At 36.3% G+C, this 24,076-nt stretch carries 24 protein-coding genes and 1 pseudogene; 15 read left to right on the forward strand and 10 right to left on the reverse strand.

The genetic code is table 11. The features are described from left to right. Positions 1-9: 9 nt before the first annotated feature. From kdpA to kdpDN, 4 genes are all read left to right on the forward strand, one after another. On the forward strand, positions 10-1,677 hold the full coding sequence (gene kdpA, locus ACIGHG_RS24550) for a potassium-transporting ATPase subunit KdpA (RefSeq protein ID WP_396551054.1): 1,668 nt from the start codon (positions 10-12) through the stop codon (positions 1,675-1,677). Positions 1,678-1,690: 13 nt separating this feature from the next. Then, complete coding sequence (gene kdpB / locus ACIGHG_RS24555; RefSeq protein ID WP_396551086.1) at positions 1,691-3,790, forward strand: potassium-transporting ATPase subunit KdpB; 2,100 nt, start codon at positions 1,691-1,693, stop codon at positions 3,788-3,790. A gap of 18 nt (positions 3,791-3,808) precedes the next feature. Continuing rightward, positions 3,809-4,390, forward strand: coding sequence for a K(+)-transporting ATPase subunit C (gene kdpC, locus ACIGHG_RS24560; protein WP_396551056.1), 582 nt, complete (start codon positions 3,809-3,811; stop codon positions 4,388-4,390). A 65-nt stretch (positions 4,391-4,455) separates the two neighbouring features. Next, positions 4,456-5,601, forward strand: a complete 1,146-nt coding sequence (gene kdpDN, locus ACIGHG_RS24565) for a KdpD-like non-kinase potassium sensor (protein ID WP_336474576.1) — start codon at positions 4,456-4,458, stop codon at positions 5,599-5,601. A 229-nt stretch (positions 5,602-5,830) separates the two neighbouring features. Here kdpDN and ACIGHG_RS24570 read toward each other — a convergent pair whose 3' ends face one another. Next, positions 5,831-7,018 carry an MFS transporter gene (locus ACIGHG_RS24570; protein ID WP_336474577.1) on the reverse strand — a complete coding sequence of 396 codons (1,188 nt, stop codon included), beginning with the start codon at positions 7,016-7,018 and terminating at the stop codon, positions 5,831-5,833. Positions 7,019-7,215: 197 nt separating this feature from the next. Here ACIGHG_RS24570 and ACIGHG_RS24575 point away from each other — a divergent pair, with 197 nt between their 5' ends. After that, the gene (locus ACIGHG_RS24575) at positions 7,216-7,647 is read left to right on the forward strand and encodes a MarR family transcriptional regulator (RefSeq protein WP_396551088.1); all 432 of its coding nucleotides are present in this window, start codon (positions 7,216-7,218) and stop codon (positions 7,645-7,647) included. A gap of 123 nt (positions 7,648-7,770) precedes the next feature. Beyond that, positions 7,771-8,625, forward strand: a complete 855-nt coding sequence (locus ACIGHG_RS24580) for a patatin-like phospholipase family protein (RefSeq protein WP_396551059.1) — start codon at positions 7,771-7,773, stop codon at positions 8,623-8,625. Between the two features lie 34 nt (positions 8,626-8,659). Here ACIGHG_RS24580 and ACIGHG_RS24585 read toward each other — a convergent pair whose 3' ends face one another. Then, complete coding sequence (locus ACIGHG_RS24585) at positions 8,660-9,961, reverse strand: NCS2 family permease (RefSeq protein ID WP_396551061.1); 1,302 nt, start codon at positions 9,959-9,961, stop codon at positions 8,660-8,662. A gap of 235 nt (positions 9,962-10,196) precedes the next feature. Between ACIGHG_RS24585 and ACIGHG_RS24590 the strand changes: the two genes are divergently transcribed. The 3 genes from ACIGHG_RS24590 to ACIGHG_RS24600 all read left to right on the forward strand — a co-directional run bounded on the left by ACIGHG_RS24590 (position 10,197) and on the right by ACIGHG_RS24600 (position 12,494). After that, complete coding sequence (locus ACIGHG_RS24590) at positions 10,197-11,060, forward strand: SDR family oxidoreductase (RefSeq protein WP_396551063.1); 864 nt, start codon at positions 10,197-10,199, stop codon at positions 11,058-11,060. Positions 11,061-11,252: 192 nt separating this feature from the next. Beyond that, positions 11,253-12,026: a L,D-transpeptidase gene (locus ACIGHG_RS24595; RefSeq protein WP_090919185.1), complete on the forward strand. Its 774-nt coding sequence runs from the start codon at positions 11,253-11,255 to the stop codon at positions 12,024-12,026. Positions 12,027-12,221: 195 nt separating this feature from the next. Beyond that, positions 12,222-12,494: a hypothetical protein gene (locus ACIGHG_RS24600; RefSeq protein ID WP_090919188.1), complete on the forward strand. Its 273-nt coding sequence runs from the start codon at positions 12,222-12,224 to the stop codon at positions 12,492-12,494. Positions 12,495-12,560: 66 nt separating this feature from the next. On the opposite strand, the gene ACIGHG_RS24605 is transcribed toward ACIGHG_RS24600, so the two are convergent. The 7 genes from ACIGHG_RS24605 to ACIGHG_RS24635 all read right to left on the reverse strand — a co-directional run bounded on the left by ACIGHG_RS24605 (position 12,561) and on the right by ACIGHG_RS24635 (position 16,567). Further along, positions 12,561-12,776, reverse strand: coding sequence for a DUF1540 domain-containing protein (locus tag ACIGHG_RS24605; protein ID WP_396551065.1), 216 nt, complete (start codon positions 12,774-12,776; stop codon positions 12,561-12,563). Between the two features lie 75 nt (positions 12,777-12,851). Then, positions 12,852-13,268, reverse strand: a complete 417-nt coding sequence (locus tag ACIGHG_RS24610; protein WP_396551067.1) for a thioredoxin family protein — start codon at positions 13,266-13,268, stop codon at positions 12,852-12,854. Continuing rightward, complete coding sequence (locus tag ACIGHG_RS24615; protein WP_396551069.1) at positions 13,268-13,699, reverse strand: disulfide formation protein C; 432 nt, start codon at positions 13,697-13,699, stop codon at positions 13,268-13,270. The genes ACIGHG_RS24610 and ACIGHG_RS24615 overlap by 1 nt, the downstream gene beginning before the upstream one ends. A gap of 153 nt (positions 13,700-13,852) precedes the next feature. Beyond that, positions 13,853-14,740 (reverse strand): LCP family protein, encoded by an 888-nt coding sequence (locus ACIGHG_RS24620; RefSeq protein ID WP_396551071.1) that lies wholly within the window; start codon positions 14,738-14,740, stop codon positions 13,853-13,855. A gap of 138 nt (positions 14,741-14,878) precedes the next feature. After that, positions 14,879-15,118: a YhdB family protein gene (locus ACIGHG_RS24625; RefSeq protein ID WP_396551073.1), complete on the reverse strand. Its 240-nt coding sequence runs from the start codon at positions 15,116-15,118 to the stop codon at positions 14,879-14,881. A 183-nt stretch (positions 15,119-15,301) separates the two neighbouring features. After that, entirely contained in the window at positions 15,302-15,811 is a 510-nt protein-coding gene (locus ACIGHG_RS24630) for a PCYCGC motif-containing (lipo)protein (RefSeq protein WP_396551075.1), read from the reverse strand. Positions 15,812-15,955: 144 nt separating this feature from the next. Further along, positions 15,956-16,567 (reverse strand): hypothetical protein, encoded by a 612-nt coding sequence (locus tag ACIGHG_RS24635; protein ID WP_396551077.1) that lies wholly within the window; start codon positions 16,565-16,567, stop codon positions 15,956-15,958. Positions 16,568-17,096: 529 nt separating this feature from the next. Between ACIGHG_RS24635 and ACIGHG_RS24640 the strand changes: the two genes are divergently transcribed. The 3 genes from ACIGHG_RS24640 (at position 17,097) to ACIGHG_RS24650 (ending at position 19,994) form a co-directional block, all read left to right on the forward strand. Continuing rightward, complete coding sequence (locus ACIGHG_RS24640) at positions 17,097-17,783, forward strand: response regulator (protein ID WP_396551091.1); 687 nt, start codon at positions 17,097-17,099, stop codon at positions 17,781-17,783. Further along, complete coding sequence (locus tag ACIGHG_RS24645; RefSeq protein WP_396551079.1) at positions 17,770-19,179, forward strand: sensor histidine kinase; 1,410 nt, start codon at positions 17,770-17,772, stop codon at positions 19,177-19,179. Before ACIGHG_RS24640 ends, ACIGHG_RS24645 begins: the two co-directional genes overlap by 14 nt. A 254-nt stretch (positions 19,180-19,433) precedes the next feature. Further along, positions 19,434-19,994, forward strand: coding sequence for a nitroreductase family protein (locus ACIGHG_RS24650; RefSeq protein WP_336474589.1), 561 nt, complete (start codon positions 19,434-19,436; stop codon positions 19,992-19,994). Between the two features lie 32 nt (positions 19,995-20,026). On the opposite strand, the gene ACIGHG_RS24655 is transcribed toward ACIGHG_RS24650, so the two are convergent. Then, positions 20,027-20,368: a DUF952 domain-containing protein gene (locus ACIGHG_RS24655; protein ID WP_090919214.1), complete on the reverse strand. Its 342-nt coding sequence runs from the start codon at positions 20,366-20,368 to the stop codon at positions 20,027-20,029. Positions 20,369-20,535: 167 nt separating this feature from the next. On the opposite strand from ACIGHG_RS24655, the gene ACIGHG_RS24660 reads away from it, so the two are divergent. The 3 genes and pseudogenes from ACIGHG_RS24660 to ACIGHG_RS24670 all read left to right on the forward strand — a co-directional run. Next, positions 20,536-21,954, forward strand: a complete 1,419-nt coding sequence (locus tag ACIGHG_RS24660) for a SpoVR family protein (RefSeq protein ID WP_396551081.1) — start codon at positions 20,536-20,538, stop codon at positions 21,952-21,954. Positions 21,955-22,193: 239 nt separating this feature from the next. After that, the gene (locus ACIGHG_RS24665; protein ID WP_396551083.1) at positions 22,194-23,456 is read left to right on the forward strand and encodes a neutral/alkaline non-lysosomal ceramidase N-terminal domain-containing protein; all 1,263 of its coding nucleotides are present in this window, start codon (positions 22,194-22,196) and stop codon (positions 23,454-23,456) included. A gap of 213 nt (positions 23,457-23,669) precedes the next feature. Further along, positions 23,670-23,798: pseudogene (locus tag ACIGHG_RS24670) on the forward strand (IS6 family transposase); the annotation flags it as partial. Positions 23,799-24,076: the final 278 nt, after the last annotated feature.

Below are 24,076 nucleotides of genomic sequence, written 5' to 3' on the forward strand. Positions count from 1 at the left end.
AGATTTATTATGATTTGGATTGCCGTTTTGGTCACAATGTTATTATTTGTTCTTGTTGCAAAGCCAACCGGGATTTATTTAGAGAAGGCGTTTCAAGGGAATAGCAAATTGGATAAAGTGTTCGGACCTTTTGAAAATATTATTTTTAAAATTTCCGGTGTGAAACCTTATAACCAGAGTTGGAAGCAATACGCATTATCATTAGTTGCGCTTAATGGATTTATGATTGTTGTTGTCTATTTCATACTTCGCCTGCAAGGTGTATTGCCATTAAATCCAGCTCATGTTGAGGGGATGGAACCTACACTCGCTTTTAATACAGCGATTAGTTTTATGGCAGATACAAATTTACAGCATTACAGCGGTGAAAATGGTGTTTCGTACTTATCACAATTAATCGGAATTACGTTTTTAATGTTTACAGCACCGGCAACAACATTAGCAATTGTAATGGCTTTTATAAGAGGTTTAGCAGGGAAAGAACTTGGAAATTTCTTCGTAGATTTTACACGTGCTTTAACGAGAGTTTTTCTTCCAATTGCATTTATAGCAGCATTGATCTTCGTTGCGCTTGGTGTACCGCAAACGTTAGAAGGAGCGGTTACAGCTCATACAATTGAAGGTGTGAAACAAAGTATATTACGTGGTCCGGTTGCTTCTTTCGTTTCTATTAAGGAATTAGGGAACAACGGCGGAGGATTTTTCGGGGCAAATTCAACGCATCCATTTGAAAACCCAGGTCAAATCAGTAACATTTTACAAATGATGCTTATGATGCTGTTACCGACAGCTTTACCATTCACATACGGAAGAATGGTAGGGAATAAAAAACAAGGACGCGTTCTTTTCGTTTCTTTATTCATCGTATTTTTAATGGGATTTACAACAATTGTCACATCAGAGCTACATGGAAACCCAGCGTTAAATGAAATGGGAATGCAGCATACTCAAGGCAGCTTAGAAGGAAAAGAAGTCCGCTTTGGAACAGTATTTTCTTCACTATACGCAACAGTAACAACTGCAGCGGAAACAGGTGCTGTTGATACAATGCATGATACGTTGACACCAATCGGAGGACTCGTGTCACTTGTAAACATGATGTTAAATACAGTATACGGCGGGGTCGGTGCAGGATTTATCAATATTATTATGTACGCGATTATCGCGGTCTTTATATCGGGATTAATGGTTGGACGTACACCAGAATTTTTAGGGAAAAAGATTGAAGGAAAGGAAATGAAATTGATTGCAGTAACAATACTATTTCATCCTTTACTTATTTTAGGATTTTCAGCATTAGCTCTTTCAACTCATTTTGGAACAGATGCAATTTCAAACTCCGGTTTTCACGGTTTGACACAAGTTGTATATGAATATACTTCTTCGGCAGCTAATAACGGTTCAGGTTTTGAAGGTTTAGCAGACAATACAGCATTTTGGAATATTACGACTGGTATCGTGATGTTCTTAGGACGTTATTTCAGTTTAATTACAATGCTGGCTGTAGCGGCTTCATTAAAAGAAAAAACGGTAGTACCAGAAACAATCGGAACATTCCGAACAGATAATAGTTTATTTGGCGGCATTTTCATTGGAACAATTGTAATTGTTGGAGCATTAACGTTCTTCCCAATGCTAGTGTTAGGACCAATTGCGGAATTTCTTACATTGAAGTAATGGAGGGTACATGATGAAACCTGTAGTGGTAAAAGATAAACAACCGAATCAATCGATTGTATCACCAAAAACGGCAGTCGAAAATGAAGTGAGACAAGCAAAAACGATGGATCGTGACATTATTACACATGCGATAAAAGAAGCTTTTACAAAATTGAATCCACGAGTGATGGTAAAAAATCCAATTATGTTCGTGGTAGAAATTGGGTTTTTCCTGACATTAATTTTATCATTTTTACCTAATGGATCTAGTAGTATCCCAGGGTGGTTCAATATAACGGTTTCTCTTATTCTCTTATTCACTGTTTTGTTTGCTAATTTTGCAGAAGCATTAGCAGAAGGACGCGGGAAAGCACAAGCTGATTCTTTAAAACAATCGAAAAAAGATGTATTTGCAAATGTAATAAAAGAAAATGGAAGTGTTGCTAGAGTTTCAGCAACTGAACTGAAAAAAGGTGATGTTGTTCTTGTAAAACAAGGTGAAATGATCCCTAGTGACGGAGAAGTTATTCGCGGGTTAGCATCTGTCGATGAATCAGCCATTACTGGGGAATCTGCACCAGTTATGAAAGAAGCTGGCGGTGATTTTTGCTCCGTTACAGGCGGAACAATGGTGGTAAGTGATGAAATTACAATTCGAATTACAAGTAATCCTGGTGAATCTTTCTTAGATAAAATGATTTCTTTAGTAGAAGGAGCATCTCGTCAAAAAACACCAAATGAAATTGCTCTTAATACGGTCTTAATGAGTTTAACACTTATTTTCTTAATCGTTGTTGTGACATTACCAATCTTTACGAATTATCTTGGTTTTCAAATTGATACAGCTATACTCGTTGCACTTCTTGTTTGTTTAATTCCAACAACAATTGGTGGTTTGTTATCCGCAATTGGGATTGCAGGTATGGACCGTGTAACGAAGTTTAACGTTTTAGCGATGAGTGGTAAAGCAGTGGAAGCAGCTGGTGATATTAACACAATTATTTTAGATAAAACAGGTACAATTACATTCGGTAATCGTATGGCACATACGCTTTTACCAGTAGGAAATGAAACAATTGAACAAGTTGCAAAATGGGCAGCGCTTAGCTCTGTGTTAGATGAGACGCCAGAAGGACGCTCGGTTATTGAATACGTACAATTAAAAGCACTCTCTTATAACGGTACACTTGCTGAGCAAGGTGAGTTTGTTCCCTTTAAAGCTGAGACACGTATGAGTGGTGTGGACTTAACGGATGGTGTAAAAGTACGAAAAGGTGCGGTTGGCGCTGTTATTGAATGGGTACAATCGCAAGGCGGTACAGTTCCGAAAGACTTAAATCAAAAAGCGGATTTAATTGCGAAAGAAGGCGGTACACCGCTTGCAGTTGCAGCGAATGATCGTATTTACGGATTAATTTATTTAAAAGATACTGTAAAACCAGGTATGCGTGAACGATTTGAACAGCTTCGTCAAATGGGTATTAAAACGGTAATGTGTACAGGTGATAACCCGCTTACTGCCGCAACCATTGCAAAAGAAGCTGGTGTGGATGAATTTGTTGCAGAATGTAAACCAGAAGATAAAATTGCGGTGATTAAAGCAGAGCAAGACAAAGGAAAGCTTGTTGCGATGACAGGTGATGGTACAAATGATGCACCAGCTTTAGCGCAAGCCGATGTTGGTCTAGCGATGAATAGTGGTACAGCAGCAGCGAAAGAAGCAGCAAATATGATTGACTTAGATTCAAACCCAACGAAAATTATTGAGGTTGTAGGAATTGGTAAGCAGCTATTAATGACACGCGGTGCGCTAACAACATTTAGTATCGCAAATGATATTGCGAAATACTTTGCGATTATCCCAGCGATGTTTACATTGGCAATTCCGCAAATGGAAGCTCTGAACGTGATGAAATTACATTCACCGCTATCAGCGATTTTATCAGCGCTTATCTTTAATGCGATTATTATCCCGATGCTTATTCCGCTAGCGATGAGAGGGATTGCTTATAAACCGATGAGTTCTAATGCATTGTTAGGACGTAACCTATTTATTTACGGACTTGGTGGAGTGATTGTTCCGTTCGTCGGTATTAAGCTGATTGACATGATTGTCGGATTGTTCATTTAAAGAAAAGGGGAAATGAAAATGTTTGAAAAACAAAAGATACTTTCACCTGTCATTCGTGTAACCTTTACATTTCTTGTTATATGCGGGCTCCTATATCCACTTTTAGTTACAGGAATTGCACAAGCGGTTATGAAAGATAATGCAGACGGAAGCCTTATATATAATGAAAACAATGAAGTCATTGGTTCGAAATTAATTGGTCAAAATTTTACAGACCCACGTTATTTTCATGGACGTGTCTCTAGTATAGAATATAAAGCAGAAGCATCTGGATCTAATAACTATGCACCGTCCAATCCAGATTTAGTAAAACGTGTAGAAGAAAGTGCGAAAAATTGGAAGAAGGAAAATCGAGAAGTCCCTGTTACGGAAGTTCCGATGGATTTAGTAACGAATTCAGGTTCAGGATTAGATCCAGATATTAGCCCACAAGCGGCTTACGTACAAGTAGATCGTATCTCTAAAATAACGAATATTCCGAAAGAAGAAGTTAATAAGCTGATTGAATCGCAAACAGAAGGGCAAGCACTTGGGTTATTTGGAGAAGATCGTGTCAACGTGTTGAAGTTAAATGTAGAATTACAAAAAATGATGAAATAATAACAATGCTACCTCAATCGTTTAGATTGAGGTAGCATTGTTTGGTCGGAAAGGGTGCATTTGTAATGTATGCAGATGACTATAAGCCAACGTTTCAAAGACGAACGCCAGAAGAATATTTAGAATATATTCGTCAACTAAACAGGGGGAAGTTAAAGCTTTATGTCGGAGCAGCTCCTGGAGTCGGAAAAAGTTATAAAATGCTTTTTGATGCAAGAGAGATGCGAAAAGAAGGCATTGATGTTGTCATTGGCCTCATTGAAACGCACGGCCGAAAAGAAACAGAAGAGGCGATTGCTGAGTTAGAAGCTGTTCCGTTAAAAGAGATTCATTATAAAGGGAAAGTGTTTCCAGAACTGAATGTTGAAGCAATTATAAAACGTGCACCACAAGTTGTTATTGTGGATGAGTTAGCCCATACGAATATCCCTGGTTCGAAACATAAAAAACGCTATCAAGATGTCGAAGAATTATTGGATGCTGGCATTGATGTTTTGTCTGCATTTAATATTCAACATTTGGAAAGTGTTCACGATATTGTTGAGCAAATTACAGGGGTCAAAGTAAGAGAGCGCGTTCCTGACTTCATTTTACAAAAGGCAAATGAAATTCAGCTTGTGGATGTAACGCCAGAAGTGCTTAGAAAACGGTTGATGGACGGAAAGATATATAAGGAAGAGAAAATTCAACGGAGCTTAAATCATTTTTTTACGCTAAATAATTTAGGAGCGCTCCGTGAATTATCACTTCGAGAAGTTGCGGATGATATGGACGAGAAAATTAGTCAATTTACTGAGGAACCAATTGGAGTGAAAGAAAAAATTCTTGTTTGCGTGCAGTACAGTTCCACAGCAGAAAAGCTCATTCGCCGAGGCTGGCGCATGGCAAACCGTTTAAATGCAGAATTATATGTACTAAATGTAGAAAGAGAAATGATTGAATCTATATCAGAAGCAAAAAAACAAGTTATTGAAGAATGGAAAGCGTTAACGAATCAATTTGATGCAACCTTTTTATTAGAAGAAGCAAAAGGAAGTAAGCCGGCAGATGCAATTATTAAGGTGGCAAGAGAGCGACAAGTCACTCAAATTTTACTTGGACAATCAGCAAGAACGAGATGGGAAGAAATTCGAAAAGGTTCCATTGTAAATGAAATTATGAGACAGACGAAGAACATTGATATTCATATTGTGGCGGATCAAAGAGGATAAGAATCTCTAAAAGTAGTTTTTAGAGATTCTTTTTTCACGATTACTATATACAAGTTAAAAAAACTTTTTTTTAGGGAAGGATGAGAGCATCTGGCCGTGCATAGAAGCGGTCAGAGCCTTTTCTTGCCACATGCGATGTTTAAAACAAAGAGAGAAAACAAGTCGCAGTCATGTTGTATTCTGCATAACAGTGACTTATACGTCCTGAGTGATTGAAAATATTATCTTTCTAAATTGCTTCTTTTCTTGTTTGAGAATGAATAAAATTCTTCATTGCATATAAGAGAAACAATAGAAAAACTACGGATCCCGAAAAGAAAATCCAAAAGTAGTTTTGATCAAATAATAGAAAACTGCCAAGGAGTGGACCGACTCCCATTCCGAAGTAGCGAATAAAGTTATAGATGCCAATAGCCGTTGCACGTTCATCCACAAATTCTTCTGTTAATAAAGTTGTATGAGTTGGCATTGATAATCCCATGCTGAATCCGTATAGAGAAGTGACGATGATAAGGATAGGGATCGTAATGTTATAGGTGATAGAAAATAATAAGATACATGCAATATGAAAGAAACTTGTAAAGAGTAAAGCATGTTTTGTCTGGATTTTCTTTTGCAACATTTTATAACAATAACTACCTAACATCATACATAATGACATGGGAACAAAGATGAGCCCAATCGTATCTGGATGAAGATGAAATAAAGTTTTTAACATTGATGGTAAAAAGACAAGGAAGCAAAAATAAAGATAAAATTGCATAAAACCAATTATGACAATGGTAAAACCAATCTTATTTTGTAAAACCTGAAAGTAGTGTTTCGTTGCTTGTTGTTTTATAGAAGAAACAGGCTTTGTTTCTGGAAGTAAAACAATGTTTATAAGTAATAAAACGATACTAATCGCTGCTAAAAAGAGAAAGATAGAAACGTGACCATTTCTATTTCCTAAATATCCCCCCATTAAAGGACCAATAGCAGGTGCCAGTGCTAAAAGCATCTGGTAGATGCTCATTGCTTTGCCGCGCTCATTTCCTTCATATAAATCTCCAATGATGGTAGCTGAAACAACTGGGATAGCTGCTGTTCCAAAAGCTTGAATGGCTCTAAATACAAGAAATACATAAATGTTTGATGAAAACACACAACCTATTGAGCCGATGAAACTCATCAATAGCCCTGGAATGAGAATGTATTTTCGTCCTTTTGCATCAATAAGTGGGCCATATACGATTTGCATAATCGCAAGTACAAAAGTAAAAACGGAAACAGTAAGATTGACTAAATATAATGATGTATGAAATGACCCCTGAATCATTGGCAAGATAGGAGTATACATATTTTGGGCTAGTGAGCCTAATAAAGCGCTAATACAAATGACATAGAAAATAGGTGTTCGGTTTGTTGTAGTTGTCATACATAACCCTCCTTATTTTAGTTTCCTTGGAAACTAAAATAATTTTAACATGATTTTCTTTTTTGTAAATAGATAGTGTGAATTATATTTTAAATATGGAATACTATAAAGTATAATTGTTTCTAAGGAAACGTAATTTGTGTTTGGAGGGAAACAAATTGAACTGCACAGCTGAGCAAAAACAAATATTAGTTGATATGCAAGCACTTATTCATAAGAAAGAAGAGTACATGAAAGAAGTACATGAACAATTTTTAGGTGAAATGGGGATAAATGATATTTCATTATCAGAATTACATGTGATTGCTTGTATAGGAGAACAAGGCTTAATGAATGTAACGGCAATTACTGAAAGTATGGGAATGACAAAAGGGGCCATTTCTAAAATTTGTACAAAATTATTTAATAAGAATTTTGTTGAAAAGATGAAAATGTTGAACAACCAAAAAGAAATATTCTTCCGTTTAACAGACAAAGGGAGAGAAATATATACTGCTCATGAAACGTTACATAATCAAGCTGAAGAAGAGTGGTTATTATTTTTAGATAAATATACAAAAGAAGAGCTGGAGGTTATTCAACAATTCATAGCGGATGTAACGATGCATATAGGAACGAAGGAGAGATAAAGAGATATTTCGTTTCAGTCAAGTCGTCTGAATATGGTTTCTCAAAAGTTTTATATATAATAGAAAGAGATATTTAACAAAGTGAATCATTATAAAGTATATATAGAACGAGGAGAGAGAGCCATGCTTGAAAATACGGGTTTAGTATTAGAAGGCGGCGGTATGCGCGGCGTATATACAGCTGGTGTATTAGAATATTTTATGGAGAACGATTTACATTTTCCATATGTGATTGGTGTATCAGCGGGTGCGTGTAATGCAGCGTCGTATCTTTCAAGACAAAAAGAGAGAAATAAAACAGTAAACATTGAATATGTGACACATCCAAGATATTTATCGTATACAAACTTTTGGAAAAAGCGTCAGCTCTTTGATATGGATTTTATTTTTCGTGAAATTCCGATGCAACATGTACCATTTGATTTTGAAACGTATTTTAATACGGAGCAGCAATTTCTTGTTGGAACAACGGATTGTGAAACGGGACAACCTGTCTATTTTGAAAAAGGCCATTCACAAGAAGAAGCATTAACAGTATTACAAGCGTCAAGCTCATTGCCTTTTGTCGCACCTGTCGTAGAATTTGACGGGAAAAAGTTATTGGATGGTGGCATCTCAGATCCAATTCCTGTTCGAAAAGCGCAGGAAGATGGCTACAGAAAATCAGTTGTTATTTTGACAAGGAATAAAGGGTATGCGAAGAAAAAATCAAAATTTGGATGGATTGCGGGGAAAGCATATAAAAAATATCCTAAATTAGTAGACGCAATGTTAACTCGTTACGAAGTGTATAATGAGATCCTTCATTATATTGAAAAAGAAGAAGCAGCTGGAAATATATTTGTGATTCGGCCGACAGAACAATTACAAGTGGATCGTATGGAGAAGAATCCAGAAAAATTACAGCGCTTGTATGATCAAGGATTTCGAGATGCTGAGAAAATGTATGGAGACTTGGTGCAATTTCTTAGTAAGTAAAAAGGTGACTCAAAGTAATATGAGTCACCTTTTTTTAATGTGGTATAAATACTAACTGATAAGCAAATAAAATACCAAATACGTATACAAGCGGATGAACCGCACGGAATTGTCCTTTTGCCACTTTCATAAGAGGGTATGAAATGAAGCCAAGCGCAATACCTGTTGCAATGCTTGATGTAAGCGGCATGCTTAAAATCACTAAAAATGCAGGGAAAGCTTCATCAAATGCATCCCAATCAATGTGACGAACTGCGCCCATCATTAAGCTACCAACAATAATTAATGATGGAGCTGTAATAGCGGAAACGCCAGATACTGCACCGACAAGTGGTCCGAAGAATGCAGTTGCTGCAAATAATATTGCAACAGTTAATGTTGTTAAGCCTGTACGACCACCAGCCGCAACACCAGCAGAAGATTCAATATAAGCAGTTGTTGGTGTTGTCCCAAACATAGAACCAATCGTTGCTGAAATAGAATCGGAAAGAAGAGCACGTCCGGAATTTGGAAGTTTGCCATCTTTCATCAGGCCGCCTTGCTGTGCAACTCCGAGTAGTGTACCTGTTGTATCGAATAATGTTACTAGGAAAAGCGAGAAAACAACGCCGTATAATCCGTAGTGAATGACATCGGACACTGCTGTAATTGGATTAGAAACAATTACGCCTTCTGGTAAACCTGGCAGAGAGGTAACTCCGTTTGAAAACGTTAATTGTCCAGTAAAGTAAGCGATAACTCCTGTTAATAACATACCGATAAATAATGCACCGTTCACGTTTAAACACATTAGTACTAACGTAATCCCAAGTCCAGCTAATGCAAGTAAAACAGACGGAGAGTGAAGATCTCCAAGCCCAACTAAATTTGAAGGATGTTTCGTAACAATCCCTGTTAGACGTAAGCCGATAAATGCGATAAATAAACCGATACCCGCTGTAATCGCATGTTTTAAGTTTTCAGGAATAGCTTCCATTAATTTTGTACGGAAAGAAGTTAATGATAGCAAAATTAAAATCATACCTGCTACGAATACAGCAGAGAAAGCAATTGCGAATGTCATGCCTTCATGAGTTTTGACAACTGAGTAAGCAAAGTAAGCATTTAATCCCATACCTGGTGCAATTGCAATTGGTAAATTTGCAAAGAATGCCATACATAATGTTCCGATAACAGCAGCGATGATAGTTGCTGTAAATGCTTGTTCAAATGGAACGCCCGCATCACCAAGGATGACTGGGTTTACGACGATAATATATGCCATTGTTAAGAAGGTAATAATACCAGCCATAATTTCAGTTTTAATAGAAGTTTGATGTTTTGAAAGGTTAAACATAAAAACATCCTTTCTTTTTACGAATAATTATCACAACAGTTATATATAATATTCGTTATTTTGTTTTTTGGCAAGAGTTTTAGAGAAAGAAATTCATTTTTTCGGTTTTTTATGGAGAAATTTCGAATGTTAAGCGCGTTTTCTATGTATATATTTCGTTTTTGTAAGAATTAAGTATATTTTTTTGATTTCGTACATCATAAGAAAGACATATGATAAGGAGGTTTTTTATAGTATGACGGAACAACCGAAGAAAACACTGCCCCCGCAACATCAAGAGAAACAGCCGGGAATTGAGAAGATTATGAATCCACGTCCGAAATGTATAGATGAGAATTATGTAGGAAGTGGGAAGCTTCAAGGAAAAGCTGCACTGATTACAGGAGGAGACAGCGGAATTGGAAGAGCGGTAGCGATCGCTTTTGCAAAAGAGGGAGCGAATATAGCGATTGCGTATTTAGATGAGCATGAAGATGCAGAGGAAACGAAGCGTTGGGTTGAAGCGCAAGGCGTAAAGTGTTTTTTATTTCCAGGAGATGTAAGTGAAGAGCAGCATTGCCAACAAGTTGTAACAGAGGCTGCCACGCAATTGGGAGGGTTACATATTGTTGTGAATAATGTTGCGCAGCAATATCCGCAGCAAGGCTTAGAATTTATTACAGCAGAGCAGCTGGAAAAGACATTTCGAATTAATATCTTCTCGTATTTTTATATAACAAAAGCGGCACTTGCTCATTTAAAACAAGGTGATGTCATTGTGAACACCGCTTCCATTACGGCGTATGAAGGAAATGAGCAGCTCATTGATTATTCGGCAACAAAAGGAGCGATTGTCTCTTTTACACGTTCATTGGCAAAATCTTTAGTTCCAAAAGGTATTCGAGTTAACGGCGTTGCGCCAGGACCAATTTGGACACCGCTTATTCCATCAAGTTTCGATGAGAAAAAAGTATCTGAATTTGGCAGCAATGTTCCGATGAAACGGCCAGGACAACCGTATGAAGTAGCACCGGCTTATGTATATTTAGCTTCAAATGATTCTACTTATGTTTCGGGACAAATCCTACACGTTAACGGGGGCGTAATTGTTAACGGTTAGGATACTCTCGTGCTGAACGGTGTCGAAGGGTCTTTAAACTGTGTCGAATCGCTGATATTTTTGAGAGCGCATAAAAAGAGACTGATCGTAAAGATCAGTCTCTCATTCATAAGAATTGAATTTATAGTAAAAACTAAATGAACCATAGTATTTTCATGGTGAGATTTTGAGGGGAATATAGAGGTGACATTGATGAAAAAAGCATGTTCACTTGCATTATTATTTCTTTTCTTTTTTTTATGGGTACCAATTGCTTTTGCTGAGAAGGCAGATCATTTATTGCTTATAAATTTAGCAACAAATCAATTATCTTTTTTTGAAGATGGAAACTATGTACGAACTTTTCCTATTACAACAGGCAGGAAAAACACGCCTACACCAGAAGGAACATTTTGCATTATTAATAAATATAAAAATAAAGAATATCATCGAAAAAATATTCCAGGTGGTGCACCTAATAATCCACTTGGTACTAGATGGATGGGCTTAAATAAAAATGAATATGGAATTCATGGGACAAATCGTGAATGGACGATTGGCAGACGTGAGTCGAACGGATGTATTCGTATGTATGATCGAGATATTCAATGGTTGTATGAGCGAATTCCATTACAAACGAGGGTAATTATTACTCATTTTCATACATCTCCTGAATATGCAGCGCATCAATTTGGATACCGGGTTGTCAGCTGGAACGGACGTATGCTAGAGGAAGAGCAGATTGGGAAGATTACAACGATCGATCAGACGAAAATATATTGGCAAGAGCCGAACGGACAATTTACAGAAATTCAAACAGTATTACCGAATGAAGTATATCCTGTGTATTCGCAAGGAAAGAAAGGATTTTATTATATAGGGAATAATTTATATATTATGGATGAAAAAGAAACGACAGTAAAGTATGAGCAAGTTCCTTACTCCGTATTAAGCAATATATATAAACGAAAATACGAAGTAAAGTAAAGGATACCGTTTGGACATGGTATCCTTTTTTCATCCCGCATTAACTGGAAGTAAGATCCTCCACTTCAAGATTCAGAGAGAAACGAGGAAGATAGGTGGGAGATGAAAAAACTCTCCACTGATGGAAGTTTCATTTTATATCGCATCTGAATTCTTCCTTGAATAGAATGTTGTAAAAGTGAGGGGGAATATGCAATGGAAAAGGAAGACGGTAAATTTGCATTTAAAATTTTTTTAATCGCATTGTGTTTATTTGTTATATATTTGTTTATTTCATTTATCTTTTCTATGTACATTCCGTATATAGACTTATTGTTATTAGTGGGATTTGTATGGGCATTTGTTGAAGCGAGAGAGTGTGAAGATAGTATATATCGCCGGATTACATTGGGAGGAACGGCTTTTATTCTTATTGTATATATTGCAATGATGCATGATGTTTGGAAGCAAGGGTTTATTTGGATATAAGAGTGTACGATGATAAAGGCGAAAAAGAAAGCCCATCTCATGTAGTGTGATGAGATGGGCAGCGGTTTAATATTTTGGCTGAAATGTATGGCAACATGTTTCTACACTTGTTGTTGCCGAACTCTCTATCATCTGTCCAGATAAGATTGAATTTGTAAATGACTCGTTCTCTGAATGTATAGACTCTTGAGAGTCAGGTTGTACGAAGATGGCATTTGCTTGACAAAAGTTACCTTGTCCCCAAAATGAGCAGTTAGAGACAGAGCATCGTACTTCTGGCATAGGATCCCCCTCCTTATACAAATAGTGTGAGGTTTTTGGGCACACTTCATGTATACAGGAAGTTTCCTTTTCTTGTTACTTTTTATTTTGGGTAAACCACTTTTTAAATTCGTCTTTCGGTTGTTCTCCTTCAATACGGCTTACTTCTTTACCTTCTTTAAAGTGGATGATAGTTGGTGTACCTGTAATTTTAAATTCATCCCACACAGCCTTTGGTTCATTTTCTAAGTCGATAACTTTCATATCGATGTTCATATCTTTTGCCATTGGAACGATAATTGGTGATACTTTATGGCAGTGTGAACAGCTTGTTTGGTAGAAGTATAGCGTTTGATCTTTCTTTTCTTGTATGCTTTTTCGAATATCGTCTAGAGAAATTTTATTTGTGTAGTAATCTGTTTTGGTTTCTTCTTTTTGTTCTATGTTTGATACAGCAAAAATAGCGATTAATAAAGCGATGACAATACCGCCGAAAAGAAACATTTTCTTCATTATTTCATCTCCTTATTTGTCTTTAGTAAAAGAAAACTACAAATTGAAATCATTACAAACGCAATTAGTGCTAAAAATGGAATTGTGACGAAGCCGAACCAATTAATATACTGTCCTGTACAAGGAACTCGTCCGCATATTGTACCGGCTTCTGAGAAAGCAGGAATTTTCTGAATGGCATAATGGTATAGCGATATACAAGCGCCGATGCTTGCGATTGGAAAAGAATATGTGGCAATGCGGTAATCTTTGCGTGCCACTGCAATTCCAAGCAGTAACACAAATGGATACATAAAAATACGTTGGTACCAACATAATGCACAAGGTTCAAATTTCATAATTTCGGAAAAATATAAGCTTCCGAGTGTAGCAATAAATGAAGTTCCCCAAGCGGTAAATAACAGAGCTTCTTGTTTTTTTTCGCGGTCCATTTTTTATACCTCTCTTATAATAGTTACATACAAAATTATAGTATGAGGAGGAGGAAAAAAGAAAGCAAAACATTCGACAAAATAAAAGTTTTTTACGCTGAAAACTCGGGAATAAAAAAACAAGGTGATATACACCTTGTTTTTCATTGGATTTTAATGGTTTACAGCTTTCGTTGAATTCATAAAAAAGTCGTAAATTGCTTCTTTATTTTTGTGTGGATCAAGTTCTAATACTGCCCCGGCATGTTCGTATGTTTTTGGTTCATATCCATTTGCTATTGGAATTCGCATCGTTTTCACTTTTTCGATAGGATGAACGAGAACGTTACTGCCAAGTGAGAATAGCATTTGAGTATCCATACTAGTTTGAATATAAGGGAGAAGGTCTTGTACCATCATAGGTAATTGGAAGACTCCGTCTACGGATTGCACTTTTTCGGTAAAGGCTTTTTGCAATGCTTGTAGTACTTCTTGCTGGCGCTGTACACGTCCAAAGTCGCTTTCAGCATCATGACGGAAGCGTGCATATTTTAATAATTCTTTTCCGTGTAATCGCTGAGAACCAGGTTGTACATGTAATCCCATATCGTTGATGATTGTCTGTGTTACATTTACGGCAATTCCTTCTGGAGCAACGGTATCTACAATTTTTTCAAATGCGGCAAAGTCGATGGTAACGTAATGGGATACATCGATTCCAAAATTATGTTGGATAGTTTTTCGTAATAATTCAGGACCGCCATAATAGTAGGCGGCATTAATTTTATTATACTTTTTATCGTATGTAGGAATCTCTACGTAGCTATCGCGCATAATAGAAGCAAGCTTGACCGTTTTTTCTTGTTTATTATATTGTGCAATCATAATCGTATCAGCTCTAGCTTGTGCTTCCCCGCGTGAATCGCTTCCAATTAGGAGTACATGAAGTAATCCTTGTTCGTTTTTCACTCCTTGAAACTTAGGCGGTGTTTGTTTTGGTGATTTTTGACAACCAATGATCAATAGTACGATAAGTAAAAGTAAGTAAATGTGTTTTTTCATACCATCACGTCCGTTTGCTTAATGTTCATAATATGCATTATGAACAATAGCTTGGCAAAATATACAAAAACGCTACCCCGGTGCATAGGGATAGCGTCTTATCATAGTAGGAGCTCCATTCGTTTTATATGTTGTGATTTACATATGGATTTGTTCTGTATATGTTTTCTGCGTAGCATGATCAATATATTGAAACAAAAGTTGAAGCTGTTTGTCAATTTCTGATAAATCTTTGCCGTATTGATACGCATGTAGGAAGTGTTCAATTCGTTTCGAAAACAACTGATCTTCTGTTTGTACCATAAGTACAAGCAGTTTCTCCCAATTACAGCAATATGTGTAATAAAGAGCCTTATCGTAGTCGGTGTATGTGTGCATTGTGTGCCTCCTTTAATGAGGAGTTATATATAGTGTGTGACAGAAAAAAAGAAATACACTTGAAAGAATTTGTTAACAGTGCGATGGAATTAATGAGGCTTTACATAAAAAAACGAGGGAGATAATTCCTCGTTTTTCTTTCGTTTAAATGGGGAATATTTTAATACATCAAAAAAATTTATTTTACGATTTTGGCATTGGAGTAGGTGTTGGTTTTGCATATCCTTCTTTATATTTATTATCAATGTATTTTCGAATTTCAAGCGGCGATTTACCTTTTTCTTTTAATCTTGCTGATTCTAGTGCAATCTCTAGGCAATTTACACAAGTTGTTGCGTGAGAATCCCAAACAACTTGACCATCTTTTTTGATTTCACGAATAAAGCAGTTTTTATTGCTTTTATGTCCCGCGCTCTCACCGCATCCGCAGTAGCATGGAATCCATTGAAGTAATTCAGCGTGCTGTCCTGCCACATCGTAAACTTTTTTAATTTGTGCATCATGTTCAGATAAGAAAGAAGGAAGTGTATCGATTCCTTTTGTTGTTTCGGCAATATCTCTTTGCTCTTCTGTATGATGTTTATGTGATGAGCTCGTTTCTTTTGCTGGTTGTTTTTGTTCCGTATTGTTGCAGCCTATCATTGTAAATGTAAGTATTCCCGTCATACAACATAACAAAAGCGGCTTTTTCATTGGCATCCCCCTTTATTTTCACTTTACTGAAATTGTAACAGTTTCCTCAATTATTTCCTACGAGAAATGGACAGGTATTAAACATATATTAAGCGTAGCTCAATTTTAGAAGTAAAAAAGAAGGAGCGAATATACACTCCTTCCTTATTTTGCTTTTTTCACTTTTATTTCAGCTTTTAATTTCTTCATTTCAGCTTTTATATCCTCTTTTTTCACATTTAATTTTTCAGCAATTTGTTTTACATTCATACCGTCTTTCTTCATTTTTAAAACGTCATTTAAAGGTGTGTTACTCTTTTGTGAAATAATGTTGAGCGCAGCAAGCTGGAATAAAGATACTTCATAGTCACGCATTGTTTGTTTCACTTGGTCTGGCGTTGATTTTTGCATGTCTGCTACTTTTTGAAACAATTTTGCTTTCATCTCTTTACTCATATGATGTTTATGTAGTTTCTTCGCATCAACGCCGAAGTGCTGCGCAGTTTCTTTCCATACTCGTTTTTGTTTATAGTAGTCTAATACAGTGTTAATATCTTTGCCGCTTAACTTTGCGATGCGAGCCGCTTTCCAAATTTCATGCTTTTGATAGCCTTTTTCTGTTAATGATTTGTATTGCTCTTCAGAAATAAATTTGTGGTGTTTCGTTTCTTGTTTCGTTTCTGCTCGTGAGTTATCCGTAGAAGCGTATGCAGTTAGCGATGTTGCTCCGCATAATAATGATACCGCTAACATTCCTGTTACTAGCTTTTTCTTCATGTTCTATCACTCCTATATGTAGTTGATTGCTTTTGTTATAGCTTATCCAAAAAGTATGACAAAACTATGAACAAATTATGTTTTATATAAGTACAAATTGAAAAAATGACGTCAAAAACCCTTTCTTTTTAGGGAGGACGAGAGCATCTGGCCATGTATAGTAGCGGTCAGGGCCCTTTCCTGCCACGTGCAAGGATTAAAACAAAGGGAGAAAGCAAGTAGCGTTCATGTTTTGTTAGGCATAGCAGCGACTTATATGTTGAAAATTTAAAATAGATTTATCCCGCATTAACGGGCAGTAAACCCCCACCTCAAGATTGAGAGAGAATCGAAGAAGATAGGTGGGGGATAACTGCCCGTAAAAGCCCGATTGGTGAGGGCTTTCCATCAGTGGGGATGAAGAAAACCCCCGCTGATGGAAGTTTCACTTTATATGTATGTACGAAAAAAGAGAAGTAGCAAGTTGTTTCTATATGATAAGAGTTTTAAAATGAAGAAAAAGATTTCAATGAATGGAGAAGATGCTGCGATGCATGTATTAATTGTAGAGGATAATGAGAGTGTGTGTTCCATGCTTGAAATGTTTTTTTTGAAAGAAAACTTTCAAGTAACATTTGTCGTAGATGGCTTAGAAGCATATGCATTGGTTCAAAAGAAAGAATGGGATTTGCTTATTATAGATTGGATGATTCCAGGGATGGATGGTATAAAACTATGTAAAAAAATAAGAGAAAGCAGTGACGTTCCTATCATTATGTTAACAGCAAAAGATAGCGAAGCAGATCAAGTGCTAGGGTTAGAAATTGGGGCAGATGATTATGTTACGAAGCCGTTTAGCCCGCTTGCATTAATCGCAAGGATGAAGGCAGTTGTTCGTCGTTTATCTAAAAAACAGGTGAAAAGTGAAACGAATCATTTTCATATTAATGAAGAAACGAGAGAAGTATTTTTAGACGGCGAGAAAGTGAATAATTTAACGCCAAAAGAATTTGAATTACTCCTCTTTTTTACGAAGCACCCACGCCAAGTATTTCGAAGAGAGCAGCTCTTAGAACGCATTTGGGGATATCAATTTTACGGAGATGAACGAACGGTGGATGTACATATTAAACGGCTTCGTAAAAAAATTAGGACTGACTCGCATATATGGATTCATACTGTATGGGGCATCGGTTACAAATTTGATGAAGTGGTAGCTGTCTGTGAAAAGGATTAAATATTTTTATAAGTTATTGTTTAGTTACATTTTTGTTTTACTTGTTGCCTTTATTCTATTAAGCGTCATGTTTTTAAGTTTAGCTGAAAATCTTGCTTATGAAACAAAGGTAGAAGAGCTTACTTCTTATGGGACTAAAATTATTGATGAGCTTGAAAAAAAGGAAATGGATGTTCATGTTGTGAAATTGAAACATTTTTCTAGTCTATTACGTGCACGTGACACAAAGTTTTTCATCTTTAATGAAAAGGGAGAAATTACGCAATCACCCGTTCATGTAAAGAAAAATCCATTGTTAAGCGAGGCGGAATGGAAGAAAATTCAACATGGTGAAACATTGAAAATAAAACGAGACGTGAACAGATTTGAACAGCCTGTATCAATTGTTGCGATTCCATATATGAGAAATGGTGAACTGCAAGGAGGTGTGATGTTAACGTCTCCCATTCACAGTACACTTGAAATTATTACAGAATTAAATCGTTATTTATTAATTGCAGCAGGTGTTACGTTTCTAATTGTACTCGTAGTCAGTATTTTTTTCTCGCGCTCTTTAGTAAAACGGGTGCAGCGCCTTCGCAAGGCAAGCGCAATGATTGCAAAAGGTCAGTATGATGTACATATTCCTATTGGACAATATGATGAAATTGGTTTGCTCGGAAACGATTTTAATAATATGGCACAGCAACTTCAGAAAGCACAGACAGAAATCAATCGTTTAGAAAAGCGAAAACGTCAATTTATTGCTGATGTTTCCCATGAATTAAAAACACCGCTCACGACAATTAATGGTTTAGTAGAAGGGATGAAGAATGATCTCATTCCAGAGGAGAAAAAGCAGCGCTGCTATGAAATGATGGAACAAGAAACGAAGCGATTGATTCGCCTTGTTAATGAAACGTTAGACTATGAAAAAATTCTTTCAAATGAAATTACACTTCAAAAAGAAGAAATTGACGTAAAGGAAATCTTTGAAGTCATTAGTGAACAATTAGAACTGCAAGCAGAAGAAAAAGGAAATAAAATTGAAATCGATGTCCCGGCTCGTTTATTTGTTTACGCTGATTATGACCGGTTGCTTCAAATTTTACTGAACATTACCAAAAATAGTCTGCAATTTACAGAGAACGGAACGATTCTATTACGAGGAAAAGAAGAAGGACAAACAATAAGTATTGAAATTACAGATACAGGAATAGGAATGAAGCAAGAAGAAGTCGCTGCCGTGTGGTCGCGTTTTTATAAAGCGGATGCTTCTAGAACGAATAGCTATGGTGAATTTGGATTAGGGTTATCGATTGTCAAGGAACTTGTGAAACTGCACGATGGAACGATTGAAGTAACGAGTGAACAAGATAAAGGAACAACGTTTATCATACGTTTTCTCAGGTCATAAAAATCGTCTTACATAAAGTAAGGCGATTTTTTGTTACGTCAGGAAAAGGATTTAATCGCTTCTATACATGTCCATAAAGTGAAACTTCCGTCAGTGGGGGGCTTACTGCCCACGAATAGCGGGATAAAAAGAAAAGAGTTTTTTTGTATTAAATATTGATTTATATAAGGAAACTAACTTATAATTGAAATTGATAATCTTTATCAACTAAAAGAGTATACATATAGATATAAAATGATGAAGGAGAGGAAAAGATGACAACTTATACTTCCATCGCAACTGTTGTGAAAGAAAGAAGATCAATTCGGACATTTATAAATAAAGTAGTAGAAAAAGAATTATTGATTGAATTATTAAATGATGCAACGTGGGCACCGAATCATAAACACCGCGAGCCGTGGCAATGTAAATTATTTATGGGAGACGGCCGCAAAACATTTGTAAACGCTGTTTTAAGCTCATTTTCAGCAGAGGAAAGAGAAAAACGCGGAAAAATGCTAACAGAACGGTTTATGAATACACCAGCTCAAATCGTTGTTTATATGGATGAAGACCCGCGCCAAGTACAGCGTGATGAAGACTATGCTGCTGTATGTGCATTTATACAAAACTTTCAGCTTCTAGCTTGGGAACATCAATTAGGAACTGTTTGGAAAACGGGCGGACTCATTTACAATCCTGATTTTATGAAAACAATTGGTTTAACGAAAGGACACAGAATTGTTGGTATTTTACATGTTGGATATTTTGATAAAGTACCAGAAGGAAAAGAGCGTACGCCGATTACGGAGAAGCTAGAGATTATTGAAGGATAACAAAGAAGGATGCATGAGCATCCTTTTTTTTGTTATGCGAGTTCTGCTGGAAGAGTGAACGTTCCATCGTTATGTTGATGTAATGTGTAGACGTGTGTAATCGCACTTGTATGTATGGCACCGTAAATGTGCGGATATCGTTCACCGTTTGCAGCTAATTCGTACTTAATTTCTGCTTGTACACGTTCGGCATCAATCGCTAACAATACAAGAGAAGGTTTTGACGCAAAATGTTTATGAGCAACTCGTAATGATTGATGAAGAAATGAGCAGTGAATGAAGCCTTCATCGTGTAAAGAAGGTTCGACAATTGCTCCTGTTTCCTTTGCATTCTCCCATGCTTGTACTGTCATAACTTTCATGATTGTTTTCATAGTATTGTCCCCTTTGTAATGACTGTTTTCCTAAAGAAAATTTTACATGTTTTTCAAGTTAATCGCATCTAAAAGATAAAATAAATAGAGGTAGTTTCTTTAATCTTCATGAAAGCTTGCTTCTATTCATACACTTTCATAAGGGAAGGTGTAAGGAGGGAAAAGAGATGAGAAGCAGTGAGGAGCAAGCATTGCAATATGCAATTGCGGAAATTACGGAAATCGCGACAGGATTTGGGTTAGATTTTTATCCGATGCGTTATGAAATTTGTCCAGCAGATATTATTTATACATTCGGTGCCTACGGGATGCCAACACGCTTTTCACATTGGAGTTTTGGAAAACAATTTTATAAGATGAAACTTCATTATGATTTAGGACTGAGTAAAATATATGAGCTCGTAATTAACTCTAATCCGTGCTATGCATTTTTATTAGATACAAACTCACTCATTCAAAATAAACTTATTGTTGCTCACGTATTGGCGCATTGTGACTTCTTTAAAAATAATATTCGGTTTTCTAACACAAAACGGGATATGGTGGAAAGTATGGCAGCAACTGCAGAGAGAGTAAAAATTTATGAACATAAATACGGAAAAGCAGAAGTCGAAACGTTTTTAGATGCAGTGTTGGCTATTCAAGAGCACATTGATCCTTCACTTATGAGACCAAAGTTTTCGTGGAGTGCAGATAATCAAGAAGAGGAAAAACAAACAAGAAAGGCTCCTACGCCATATGATGATTTATGGAACTTAGAGAATCGAAATAAGAAACGTGAATTACCTAATGCACGGAAGAAAAGAAAAATTCCGCCGCAACCAGAAAAAGATTTACTTCTCTTTATTGAAAAATACAGCCGCGAACTAGAAGAGTGGCAGCGCGATATTTTAACGATGATGCGTGAGGAAATGCTGTACTTCTGGCCGCAGCTTGAAACAAAAATCATGAATGAAGGCTGGGCTTCGTATTGGCACCAACGCATCCTCCGCGAAATGGACTTAAGCTCAGATGAAGCCATTGAATTTGCGAAGCTAAACGCAGGAGTCGTGCAGCCGTCAAAAACAAGCATTAACCCGTACTACCTCGGTATCAAGATTTTTGAAGACATCGAAGAACGCTATAACAATCCGACAAAAGAAATGATACGCCAAGGCGTAAAACCAAACTCAGGAAGAGAAAAAATCTTTGAAGTGCGCGAAATTGAATGGGACGTATCATTCCTGCGAAATTACTTAAACAAAGAACTTGTCATGCGCGAAGATATGTATTTATTCCAGCGCCAAGGAAAAGATTATAAAGTCATTGATAAAAATTGGGAAAATGTTCGTGATCAGCTAGTCAATATGAGAACAAACGGTGGATTTCCGTATTTAGTTGTCGAAGATGGGGACCATTTAAAGAATGGCGAATTGTACATTAAGCATTGTTATGAAGGAATTGAACTGGATTTAAAATATTTAGAGAAAGTATTGCCATACGTTTATCAAGTATGGGGAAGAACGGTGCATATGGAGTCTACTGTAGAAAATAAGAGTGTTGTGTTTTCATATGATGGGAAGATGGTGCATCGGAAGTATGTGTGAGGGCCGCTGGAATTAGCGGCTTTTTTATATTGAATGGAGATTTGGTTCTAGGGATGGCGGTGTTTTCGTAGAGAATTATTTTTTACTTTTATTAGCAATTAGAAGATAAAGTAGTGAACAGTTGGTTCTATAATATTTCTAAAGATGAATATTATAGTAGAATTAAAAAGGTAAAAGAAAGTTCTGGACAGTTTAGTTAAATGAACTAACAAATTACATAAATAACTGGAGAGATTCAAATGAGTCACGTAGGAACATATAAGATAGATATCACACCACCCTTAGGTATCGACTTCATTGGATACCACAGAGAAACAGGGATTCGTAATATTGATGAACAAATTTATGCAACAGTATATGTGTTTGAAAGTAGTGAAACAAAGACCGTATTTATAAGCATTGATAACATAGGGATGTTAATAGAAGATACTGTAACAATTCGGGAGCAAATCGCAAATGAGTTGAATGTTCCATTTGAAAACATAATGGTTGTATATACTCATACCCATTCTGGTCCCGAAACAGCTGGTGATGATGAGTTAGTAACGTCTTATAAAACGATCCTAATCAATAATGTAGTAAGAGCTGCTGCTATTGCAAATGACAATATGCGACTATCTGAAGTTGGGTGGAACGTTACAACAGGTGAAATAGGAGTAAATCGAAGAGAGAAAACATCTGATGGTAAAGCAAAAATGGGTGTTGATGTAAATGGGGTTGTGGATAAACGAATCGGTGTTTTAGCAATCAGAAACGACCAAACAAAGGACTTAACTGGGATTATTGTATTTTGTACAGCGCATCCAAATGTTTTAAAGGGAGATAGTGATAGATTATCAGCTGATTATCCAGGTTTGACTAGGGAAATTCTCGAACAAACACTTAATTGTCCTGTAACAATTGTTCAGGGGGCCGCGGGAAATGTGAATGCAAAATATCGTGGTTCAATGGAAGCATTAAAACAAATGGCCTACATAGTAAGTGGAAATGTCTTAACGATGTTGCCAACTATTACTTACAACTCAATTTTAAAGTTGAAAACTATTTCAAGCACATTACAAATGAAATTAAACGATATTCCTGAACCTGATGGAATAAAGCGGATGGCGCAATTAGCTGAAACACATTGGGGTGTAAATACTGACGAATGGCTTACGAGCATGTTAGATAAATACAAACGAAATATAAGACAGTTAACAATAGATTTAGAAATTCAGTTATTGCAAATTAATGAAGGTTCGTTTTCTGGCATACCAATGGAACCATTTTCAGAAACAGCTCTAGAGATTAAAGAACAACTGAATAACGAACTCGCTTTTTTTGGTGGTTATACGAACGGTTATCTTGGTTATTTACCTACAAAAGAAGAATATAGATACGGAGGGTATGAAGTAGAACTAAATCCTGTGGTATATGGACCGGTTACAAATATATGGATGCCTCCAGAAGAGAATACTGCTGAGCTTGTAATGGAGAAAGTTTTGGAACTATATAATTCTTAAAACTTTTATAATGAAGCACAGCAGGTTTATAGATTAAGAACTTGGAAATAATCCAAGCTCTTTATTTATAGGCCTAATAAAGATAATTCTTGTTTTTGGTTCATATTCATAAAAAGCACGTTACTATTCTTATTAACATAAGAGAATAGTAACGTGCTTTTAACTTCAAAAATAGTCTAAATCCTTAAGTTGATGGATGTGGGGCAGCACTCCAATATGCTTGGATTAAAATCATTGCAAACAGCTAAAAAAGTGATTGCTGGAATAGAAGTTATGCATATGATCAAAAAAGGACAAACTCCTCAAGGTGAGAAGCCTGTCCAAAAACATATATATATATAAATCCAATTTGTTTTTTTACATATAGATTGCTACTATGAAAAAAGGAACCTGCATTTGTTTGCTCTTTTTGGTTTTCGCTGCGCATGTGGCAGAAATAGGCCCTGACCGATTCTATGCATGGCCAGTTGCTCTTGCCCACCGAAAAAGAAAAGGGTTTTATGTTGGTTTTTCAATTTGCATCTATATATCTTATCCACTAGGAATCTTTCAATAGTGAATTAGAATAATGACTTAATACTTGCTAGAACAGTAAGTATCCCTATAATAATGACAAATAC

Origin of the sequence: Bacillus sp. NPDC077411, from assembly GCF_044543425.1 — a bacterium.
Lineage (GTDB): Bacteria > Bacillota > Bacilli > Bacillales > Bacillaceae_G > Bacillus_A > Bacillus_A bruguierae.

Coding starts and splice junctions, on each gene's coding strand:
- kdpA (WP_396551054.1), top strand. CDS start 10: ATGATTTGGATTGCCGTTTTGGTCACAATGTTATTATTTGTTCTTGTT.
- kdpB (WP_396551086.1), top strand. CDS start 1,691: ATGAAACCTGTAGTGGTAAAAGATAAACAACCGAATCAATCGATTGTA.
- kdpC (WP_396551056.1), top strand. CDS start 3,809: ATGTTTGAAAAACAAAAGATACTTTCACCTGTCATTCGTGTAACCTTT.
- kdpDN (WP_336474576.1), top strand. CDS start 4,456: ATGTATGCAGATGACTATAAGCCAACGTTTCAAAGACGAACGCCAGAA.
- ACIGHG_RS24570 (WP_336474577.1), bottom strand. CDS start 7,018: ATGACAACTACAACAAACCGAACACCTATTTTCTATGTCATTTGTATT.
- ACIGHG_RS24575 (WP_396551088.1), top strand. CDS start 7,216: ATGCAAGCACTTATTCATAAGAAAGAAGAGTACATGAAAGAAGTACAT.
- ACIGHG_RS24580 (WP_396551059.1), top strand. CDS start 7,771: ATGCTTGAAAATACGGGTTTAGTATTAGAAGGCGGCGGTATGCGCGGC.
- ACIGHG_RS24585 (WP_396551061.1), bottom strand. CDS start 9,961: ATGTTTAACCTTTCAAAACATCAAACTTCTATTAAAACTGAAATTATG.
- ACIGHG_RS24590 (WP_396551063.1), top strand. CDS start 10,197: ATGACGGAACAACCGAAGAAAACACTGCCCCCGCAACATCAAGAGAAA.
- ACIGHG_RS24595 (WP_090919185.1), top strand. CDS start 11,253: ATGAAAAAAGCATGTTCACTTGCATTATTATTTCTTTTCTTTTTTTTA.
- ACIGHG_RS24600 (WP_090919188.1), top strand. CDS start 12,222: ATGGAAAAGGAAGACGGTAAATTTGCATTTAAAATTTTTTTAATCGCA.
- ACIGHG_RS24605 (WP_396551065.1), bottom strand. CDS start 12,776: ATGCCAGAAGTACGATGCTCTGTCTCTAACTGCTCATTTTGGGGACAA.
- ACIGHG_RS24610 (WP_396551067.1), bottom strand. CDS start 13,268: ATGAAGAAAATGTTTCTTTTCGGCGGTATTGTCATCGCTTTATTAATC.
- ACIGHG_RS24615 (WP_396551069.1), bottom strand. CDS start 13,699: ATGGACCGCGAAAAAAAACAAGAAGCTCTGTTATTTACCGCTTGGGGA.
- ACIGHG_RS24620 (WP_396551071.1), bottom strand. CDS start 14,740: ATGAAAAAACACATTTACTTACTTTTACTTATCGTACTATTGATCATT.
- ACIGHG_RS24625 (WP_396551073.1), bottom strand. CDS start 15,118: ATGCACACATACACCGACTACGATAAGGCTCTTTATTACACATATTGC.
- ACIGHG_RS24630 (WP_396551075.1), bottom strand. CDS start 15,811: ATGAAAAAGCCGCTTTTGTTATGTTGTATGACGGGAATACTTACATTT.
- ACIGHG_RS24635 (WP_396551077.1), bottom strand. CDS start 16,567: ATGAAGAAAAAGCTAGTAACAGGAATGTTAGCGGTATCATTATTATGC.
- ACIGHG_RS24640 (WP_396551091.1), top strand. CDS start 17,097: ATGCATGTATTAATTGTAGAGGATAATGAGAGTGTGTGTTCCATGCTT.
- ACIGHG_RS24650 (WP_336474589.1), top strand. CDS start 19,434: ATGACAACTTATACTTCCATCGCAACTGTTGTGAAAGAAAGAAGATCA.
- ACIGHG_RS24655 (WP_090919214.1), bottom strand. CDS start 20,368: ATGAAAACAATCATGAAAGTTATGACAGTACAAGCATGGGAGAATGCA.
- ACIGHG_RS24660 (WP_396551081.1), top strand. CDS start 20,536: ATGAGAAGCAGTGAGGAGCAAGCATTGCAATATGCAATTGCGGAAATT.
- ACIGHG_RS24665 (WP_396551083.1), top strand. CDS start 22,194: ATGAGTCACGTAGGAACATATAAGATAGATATCACACCACCCTTAGGT.